Here is a 7,557-nt window from a genome sequence, read left to right on the forward strand (position 1 = left end):
GTTCTCACACGCAGCCGGTCGGCTTCGGGGTGCCGGCGTAGCGGCCGGCCTGCTTGGCAGGGCCGAACGGGAACAGGTCGAACAGGAATTTCTTGTCGCCCCATTCGTCGCCGAATTCTTCCTTCAGGCCCTTCTGCAGGAAGCGCAGGTTGGGCGCGGTGCCGTTCTGCGCGAACTGGTCGCGCATGTAGTGGATCACCTTCCAGTGGTTTTCCTGAAGTTCCAGCTTGTCTTCCTTGGCCAGCTCGACCGCCAGCTCCTCGGACCAGTCGTCCAGGTTGACCAGATAGCCTTCGGGGTCGGTTTCGACGATTTTTCCGTTGATTTCGCGTTCCATAGTGCAGTCCTTGCGATGAAAAATAACGAGGGATGGGCGCAACGATAAAATAACCAAGTAAATTAGTCAACAACTTCGTTTTTGCAAGACGCCATGCGCCTTTTGGCGGAAGCGCATCCCCGTATGGCCCGCTGCGCCCAGCCTTTTCAATCGAAGATAAAAGAACTTTTTTGTATGAAATACGCAAGAAGGTCGGGTGACCGCGGAAAATAACGGACTAGCCGGCGGGCAGCCTGGCGGGGCGGCAAGCCATGCCCTTGGGCGTGCCGGCCTGGAATGCCAGCCATGCGGGCTGCGATCCTGCGTTGATCTGGTTGGTGGCACCGGCGACGGGGCGCCCGACGCGGGCGTACCGCCAGCCGATGCTAATGATCGCGAAGACCGGGAAGACGATGGCGAGGGTGCGCAGGCGGCGCATCGCCAGGGGGGCGGCGGGAACGCGCCGGTGCGCTGCGGGCTTATCTCTCCGCGGGGTGCGATTCGCCCTGCGCCTGCCGCAGCCAGGCGTAGTAGGCGTCGTACATCAGCATGCCGTGCTGCAACATGGCGTGGTCGTCCGCGAACAGCGCCGACAAGCCCAGCGACTGCGCCAGCAGCCCGGCGCATTGCGGCGCCAGATTGAGCCGCGCGGTGTCGGCGCCACGCACGATGACGGCGAGTTGCTGCAAGGCCGGGTCGCGCAGATCGTGCAGGCGCAAAAAGGCGTCGAAACTGCACAGCTCGCCGACATGGCCGTATTCAGCGCCGGGGATGTCGTAGGGGGTCGCGCCGGTTTCTTGCGCGACTTTCAGCACTTCGGCGGCGGGCACGTAGAGAAACTCGGCGGCCGGATCGATGAAGCGCGCAATCAGCCAGGGGCAGGCGATGCGGTCGATCTTCGGCCGCTCGCGGGTGACCCATTTCATTTGGCGGCGACCTTGCCGCCTGCCGCCTTCCAGGCCTCGAAGCCGCCCTCGATGAAGCGTGCCTTGACGCCTGCCGCCTGCAGGCGGTCGACCACGCTGTTCGATACCGCGCCGCCGCGCACGCAGTAGACCACCACGTCGAGCGTGCGCGGGACGGCGCCGATCCAGGCGTCGATCTTGTCCGGGTTCTTCCACAGTGCGCCGGGAATGGTCTCGTTCGACGCCGCGTAGTCGGCTTCGCGCCGCACGTCGAACACCAGGGTGGCGTCGGGGTTCAGCCTGGCGGGCTTGATGGTGCGTGCCAGTTCCTCGCATTTCTCGGTGGGACTGGAACAGCCGCAACGCTTCGGTGGTTGGATCTTGATCTCCATGCTGTCCTCACAAAAACAATGAATAAGCCAGCCCCAGCAGGGCGCATACGCCGATGACCTGCATGATGTCGGCCTTGTATTTCCACAGGGCGACGAAGGCGGCAATCGCGACGACGACGGGGAACACTTCGAAGCCGCCGGCGAACGGCGCCGCTGCCGTGCCCTGCGGCCAGAAGGTGTGCCAGGCGAAGAATACCGCCAGATTGAGGATGACGCCGACCACCGCGGCGGTGATGCCGGTCAGCGGCGCGGTGAAGCGGAGTTCGCCGCGCGTGGCCTCGATCAGCGGCGCCCCCGCCAGGATGAAAAAGAACGAGGGCAGGAAAGTGAAGAAAGTCGCCACCGCCGCGCCGGCAAAACCGGCGGCCAGCGGGTTCGCGAGCACCTCCTTGGCGACGCCGCCGAGATAGCCGACCCAGGTGACGATCATGATCAGCGGCCCCGGCGTGGTTTCGCCGAGCGCCAGGCCGTCCATCATCTGTGCGCCGGTGAGCCAGCCGAAATGCTCCACCGCGCCCTGGTAGACGTAGGGCAGCACGGCATAGGCGCCGCCGATGGTGAGGAAGGCGGCGCGGGTGAAGAAGTCGCCCATGCGGTAGAGATCGGGCGCGCCGTGGAGCGCCGCCATCGCGCCCAGCCAGATCAGCACGAACACGGCGCTGGTCGCGGCGAGCTTGCCCCAGGAGAACTTCGCGTGGGCCGGCGGCGGGGTGTCGTCGTCGATCAGCGCCGGGCCGTGCTGCCGGTGGCCGCCGCCGTGTCCGCCGCCCGCCTTGAATTTGTGCGGCATGAACTTGCCGCCCAGCGCACCGAGGATCGCCGCCGCGAGCACGATCCACGGAAAGCCGACGTCGAACACGAAGATGCCGATGAAGGCGAGCGCCGCCATCCCCCACAGCACCTCGTTCTTAAGCGCGCGCGAACCGATGCGCCAGGCGGCGAACAGCACCACCGCCACCACCGCCGGCCGGATGCCGTAGAAGATGCCCTGCACCAGCGGCACGTCGCCCCACGCCAGATACAGTCCCGCCAGCCCCGCCAGCAGCAGGAAGCCGGGCAGGAAAAACAGCACACCCGCGATCACGCCGCCGCGCACGCCGTGCATCAGCCAGCTGATGTAGATCGCCAGCTGGGTCGCCTCGGGGCCCGGCAGCAGCATGCAGTAGTTGAGCGCGTGCAGGTAGCGGTGTTCGGAAATCCAGCGGCGTTTTTCCACCAGCTCCTGGTGCATCATCGCGATCTGCCCGGCCGGGCCGCCGAAGCTGATGAAGCCGAGCTTGAGCCAGTAGGGGAAGGTGTCGCCCAGGGTGACGGGCGCGGGGCGGGAGGTTTGTGCGGTGTCCAAGAATGATGCTCCAAGCGTGAGTGGATAGAACCAGACTTGGACGGGACACCGTCTTGCGAGCGGAGCTCAGACGCCGGGGGCTGGCGCCCCGACGCTGCGATTCTAGCCTCGGCCGGTGCGGCGCGGCAACGTCTTTACGGCGCTGGGCGTGCGGCGCGGCCGGGCGCTCGCTCGGCTCATTCCATACACTTAAATTAATGGTTCCTATAAAAAAACAAGACTGTTATGTATGGATTGGCCGCTCTACGATTCTACGCAGAGTCATCATTCGGACTGATGTATGGCGTCAATTTGGCTTTCATGTGCGTGGAAGCGGGATAAATCCAGCTCAGCCGAAATGGGGAAAATCCCCACATAAAGTTTATGGTTTTGCTGTGGGGCGCGCGCATGCAAACGTGCGCCGGCGGCGTCGCAGACGCCATGTGTAGACGATTCTTGAACGGGAGGCGCTGACGCGGTGGACAAACTGGCGATTCTGCTTCCGGCCATGCCCTTGCTGTCGGCGCTGTCGATCGCGCTGCTTGCCGATCGGCCGCGGCGCCACATCGCGCGCCTGAGCGTGGGTTTCGCTGCGCTCACCTTGTTGTTCGCCGCCGCCGCGCTCACCTTCTATCTGGCCGAGGGGCAGCCGCACTGGGTGTCGCTTGGTAGCGGCTGGGGCAGCCTCACCCTCGATCCGCTGGCCAGCCTGATGGCGCTGATGGTCGCCGGCATCAGCCTGGTGGTGCATGTCTACGCGGTGCGCTACATGGCCGAGGAGCCGGGCTACGCGCGCTTCTACATCCTGCTCGACCTGATGGCCGCGGCGATCCTGCTGATGGTGGCTGCCGGGGATCTCGTCACGCTGCTGGTGGCGTGGCACCTGATCGGGGTGCTGCTCTACTTCCTGCTCGGCCACGACGTCGCGCGGCCCGCCGCCCAGCGCTATGCCTTCTGGTCGTTCTTCACCTATCGCCTCGGCGACCTGCCGCTGATCCTCGCCGCGGTCCTGCTCTACCAGGCCTACGGCACGATCTCGCTGCCGGCGCTGTTCGAGCGGATCGCCGCCGACCCCGGCGCGCACGCGGTGCTCGGTGTGCCGCTGACGACGGTGGTGGCGCTGCTCGTCGCGCTCGCCGCGTTCGCGCGCTCGGCGCAGTTTCCCCTGCACACCTGGCTGCCCTACACCATGGAAGGGCCGACGCCGGTGTCGGCGCTGATGCACGCCGGCATCGTCAACGCCGGCGGCTTCATCCTCAACCGCTTCGCCCCGGTGTTCGTGCACGCCGGCGAAGTGCTGCACCTGGTGTTCGTGGTCGGTCTCGTCACGGCGATCCTCGGCTCGGTGCTGATGCTGATGCAGAACGACATCAAGAAGTCGCTCGGCTATTCGACCATGGGCCAGATGGGCTTCATGTTCGTCGAAGCCGGCGTCGGCGCGTTCTCGCTGGCGATCTACCATCTGATCGCGCACGGCCTGTTCAAGGGCACGCTGTTCCTCGGCGCCGGCAGCGTCATCGGCAACGCGCGCAAGCACGACGGCGTGCCGCACGACGACGTCTACACCTTCGTGGTCGAGCGCAAGCCGGTCGCCTACCGCCTGCCGTGGGTCGTCGCCGCGGCGCTCACCGTGGTGGTGCCCTTCTTCATCCTCGGTCTGTCGCACTGGCTGGTCGACGACGACTTCGTCGGGCGCCAGGGCGCGATCATCCTGCTGTTCTTCGGCTGGGTCACCGGCGCGCAGCTGCTGTTCGTGACCTACCGCCTGCGCGCCGGCAGCCCGTGGCGGCTGATGGCGATGATCATCCTGTCGCTGGTCATCGTGGTCGCCGGCTATACCTGGATCGGCCACGCGTTCGACGTCTTCCTCTATCCGGACCGCGCGTTCAGCGACCGCCTCTACGCGGCAGCCAGCATTCCGCTCGGAACCTTCGAGGTACTCGCGGCCATCCTCACGGTCGCAGTCGTCGGCGGCTGGCTCGCCACCTACTACGCCACCGCCAACGGCGGCGCGCGCAGCGGCGAGGCCTCGCCGCTGCGGCTGGCGCTGTATTCGCTGCTGTCGCGCGAGTTCTACGTCGCCGACGTCTACACCTGGCTGACCCAGGCCGTACTCGGGCTGTCGCGGCGGCTCAACGTCTGGCTGCGGTGGGTGTGACATGGCGACACTGCTGATCGCCGCCCTGTTCCTGCCGCTGTTCCCGCTGAGCGTCGTGCTCAACGGCGCCCTTGCGCGGCTGCGCGAGCCGGTCGCGCGCTGCGCGCTGCTGCTCGCATGGCCGCAGCTCGGCGTGGCGCTGCTGCAGCTTGCCCCGCAGGCCGTTCCGCAGGCCTTCGTGCCGTGGGCGCTGGCGACTGCCGGGTTCTACGCCCTGCGCCTGCTCACCGTGCGCGACATGGGCCAGTGGGCCGGTTTCCTCGCCACCTCCGCGCTCGCGCTGAGCTGGGCGCTGGCCGCCGGCGGCGCCGGCCGCGCGGAGCTGCATGCGTTCGCCTTCTGGTTCGGCCTGCCCGCCGCCCTGGTGGCGCTGCTCGCGCGTCCGCTGGCGCGCCGCTTCGGCGCCGCCTATGCGGGGCTGCAGGGCGGGCTCATCGGCAACCTGCCGCGCCTGTCCGGGATGCTGGCGCTGACGGTGCTGGCGGCCGTCGCCACGCCGCCCTTCCCGGGCTTCTTCGCGCTGCTGAATCTGCTGCACGTGCTCGACTGGAGCGGTGCGCTGGGCGTGCTGGCGATCTGGCTGGTGTGGGGCTGGGCCGCGACGCGGCTGCTGCAGGGCTTCATCTTCGGTGCCGGCCGCGCCGCACCTCTCGGCGACATCGGGCGTGCCTCGACTTTGCTCTATACCGGCGTGCTGGGCGCTTTCGCGATCGCCGGCCTCACTCTGACGGGAGGGGGCCTGTGAACCTTGCGCTCGGGCGGCGTCTCAAGATCCGCGCCATCGTCCACGTCGCCGGGGAGCCGATCCCCTACTTCTGGCCGATGCGCACCTTCATCCACCACAACCCGCTCTATGGGCTGGAGCACCTGCCGTTCGACGAGGCCGTGACGGCGGGCGAGCGCCTGTTCCGTGCGCGCGGCTATCTGCCGCGCGCGCTCCAGCAGCGCCATCTGGCCGCGGGCAAGGTCGACCGCGCCGTGCTGGCGGGCCAGGTGGCGCGCTTCCTGGCCGGGCAGCGGGACATCGCGGGACTCGATCTGCAGCGCCTGCTGATGATGCTGCTGACCGGAATCGAGACGCCGATCGGCGCGCCGCCCGCACTCGCCGACGCGGCCGACATCCATGCCGTGCTGGCCGGCCTGGCGCTGCCGCCGCGCGAGATCGGCGGCACGGCGCTGGCGGCGCAGGTCGGCGCCGACATGCCGCCGGGCCGGCCGCTCTACGCCATCGTCGACATGCTGTTCGGCACCGAGATCGGCGCGACGCTCGACGAACTGGTGATCAAGAGCTGCCTCGACTTCTTCGACGAGGGCCAGTCGGTGTGGCAGATGCCGGGGCGCGAACAAGGCCTGTTCGCCGCCTGGAGCGCGGTGGCGCGGCGCAACCTGCGCCTGTTCATCCGCGGCCTGCACATCAAGCGCATCCTCGCCGCCGACGACACGCCGGAGGGCATCATCGCCCACGTCATGGACGAGCTCGGCGTGCCCGAGGACGACTGGATGAACCACTTCACCTGCGAGCTGACGCGGCTGCACGGCTGGGCCGGCTTCATCCGCTGGCGCGCGGGCGCCAAGCACTACCACTGGGCGCGCCACTATCCCGCCGATCTGGTCGACTATCTCGCGATCCGCCTCGTGCTGGGCCTGGCGCTGCTGCGCGAGCACGCCGAGCGCAAGGGGACGCCGGCGAACCTTGCGGAACTGGCGCGCTTCGTCGAGTCGCATCCGGCGGAAGCCTATCTGCGGCGCGAATTCCACGGCGGTCACGTGCTGCCGGAGATGGCACACGCGGTGGAGGATGCGATCGCCGCGCGGCAGCCGGCGCGCATCGCCCGCCTGTTGCCGCAGTACCTTGCGCGTAAGCGTGAGCACGAAGCACGGTGTCATGCCGACGCCTTGCGCCAGCTTGCCGCACGCGCCGGCATGACCGACGCCTTGCTGCGCCTGGCGCCAGACGATCTTGCCCGCCTGATTGCAGTGCTCGTCCGCTTCGAGCGCGAGGAAGGGCGCATCTGGCTGGAGGCGCTGGAGGCACGCTATATGGGCAGGCTGCTGCACGGCCTCGATTTGGCCCGGCCGGCGCCGCGCGAGAAACGGCCCTTCGCGCAGGTGATGTTCTGCATCGACGTGCGCTCCGAGCGCATCCGCCGCCATCTGGAGAAGGTCGGCGACTACCAGACCTTCGGCATCGCCGGTTTCTTCGGCGTGCCGGTCAGCTTCATCGGCCTGGAGAAGGGCAGCGAGACGCATCTCTGTCCGGTGGTGGCGAGCCCGAAGAACGTGGTGCTGGAACTCGGGATCGCGCGCAGCGCCGACGACGAGGCCTTCGTCTCGACCCTGGAGCAGGTGGTTCACGAGCTCAAGGCCTCGGTGCTGTCGCCCTTCATCACGGTCGAGGCGATCGGCCTGCTGTTCGGACTCGACATGTTCGGCAAGAGCCTTGCGCCGCTCGCCTACAACCG

The 7,557-nt window shown here is 67.7% G+C and carries 8 protein-coding genes; 3 read left to right on the forward strand and 5 right to left on the reverse strand.

Annotated features, from left to right (window positions below):
* Positions 1–4: 4 nt before the first annotated feature.
* The 5 genes from BGO62_RS09970 to chrA all read right to left on the reverse strand — a co-directional run bounded on the left by BGO62_RS09970 (position 5) and on the right by chrA (position 2,958).
* A complete protein-coding gene (locus BGO62_RS09970; RefSeq protein ID WP_296641910.1) occupies positions 5–337 on the reverse strand; it encodes a TusE/DsrC/DsvC family sulfur relay protein in 333 nt (110 codons plus the stop codon).
* A 217-nt stretch (positions 338–554) separates the two neighbouring features.
* Positions 555–755 carry a hypothetical protein gene (locus tag BGO62_RS09975; RefSeq protein ID WP_296641911.1) on the reverse strand — a complete coding sequence of 67 codons (201 nt, stop codon included), beginning with the start codon at positions 753–755 and terminating at the stop codon, positions 555–557.
* Positions 756–795: 40 nt separating this feature from the next.
* On the reverse strand, positions 796–1,242 hold the full coding sequence (locus BGO62_RS09980) for a chromate resistance protein ChrB domain-containing protein (protein ID WP_296641913.1): 447 nt from the start codon (positions 1,240–1,242) through the stop codon (positions 796–798).
* Positions 1,239–1,613: a rhodanese-like domain-containing protein gene (locus BGO62_RS09985; RefSeq protein ID WP_296641916.1), complete on the reverse strand. Its 375-nt coding sequence runs from the start codon at positions 1,611–1,613 to the stop codon at positions 1,239–1,241. Before BGO62_RS09985 ends, BGO62_RS09980 begins: the two co-directional genes overlap by 4 nt.
* A 7-nt stretch (positions 1,614–1,620) precedes the next feature.
* A complete protein-coding gene (gene chrA / locus BGO62_RS09990; protein ID WP_296641918.1) occupies positions 1,621–2,958 on the reverse strand; it encodes a chromate efflux transporter in 1,338 nt (445 codons plus the stop codon).
* Positions 2,959–3,415: 457 nt separating this feature from the next.
* On the opposite strand from chrA, the gene BGO62_RS09995 reads away from it, so the two are divergent.
* The 3 genes from BGO62_RS09995 to BGO62_RS10005 all read left to right on the forward strand — a co-directional run.
* On the forward strand, positions 3,416–5,095 hold the full coding sequence (locus BGO62_RS09995) for a proton-conducting transporter membrane subunit (protein WP_296641921.1): 1,680 nt from the start codon (positions 3,416–3,418) through the stop codon (positions 5,093–5,095).
* Position 5,096: 1 nt separating this feature from the next.
* Complete coding sequence (locus tag BGO62_RS10000) at positions 5,097–5,840, forward strand: hypothetical protein (protein ID WP_296641923.1); 744 nt, start codon at positions 5,097–5,099, stop codon at positions 5,838–5,840.
* Positions 5,837–7,557: putative inorganic carbon transporter subunit DabA (locus BGO62_RS10005; RefSeq protein ID WP_296641925.1), on the forward strand; the 1,721-nt coding region annotated here is incomplete at its 3' end. The genes BGO62_RS10000 and BGO62_RS10005, both read left to right, overlap by 4 nt.

Source organism: Thiobacillus sp. 65-1402 (genome assembly GCF_001897685.1).
GTDB lineage: Bacteria > Pseudomonadota > Gammaproteobacteria > Burkholderiales > Thiobacillaceae > Thiobacillus.

Coding starts and splice junctions, on each gene's coding strand:
- BGO62_RS09970 (WP_296641910.1), bottom strand. CDS start 337: ATGGAACGCGAAATCAACGGAAAAATCGTCGAAACCGACCCCGAAGGC.
- BGO62_RS09975 (WP_296641911.1), bottom strand. CDS start 755: ATGCGCCGCCTGCGCACCCTCGCCATCGTCTTCCCGGTCTTCGCGATC.
- BGO62_RS09980 (WP_296641913.1), bottom strand. CDS start 1,242: ATGAAATGGGTCACCCGCGAGCGGCCGAAGATCGACCGCATCGCCTGC.
- BGO62_RS09985 (WP_296641916.1), bottom strand. CDS start 1,613: ATGGAGATCAAGATCCAACCACCGAAGCGTTGCGGCTGTTCCAGTCCC.
- BGO62_RS10000 (WP_296641923.1), top strand. CDS start 5,097: ATGGCGACACTGCTGATCGCCGCCCTGTTCCTGCCGCTGTTCCCGCTG.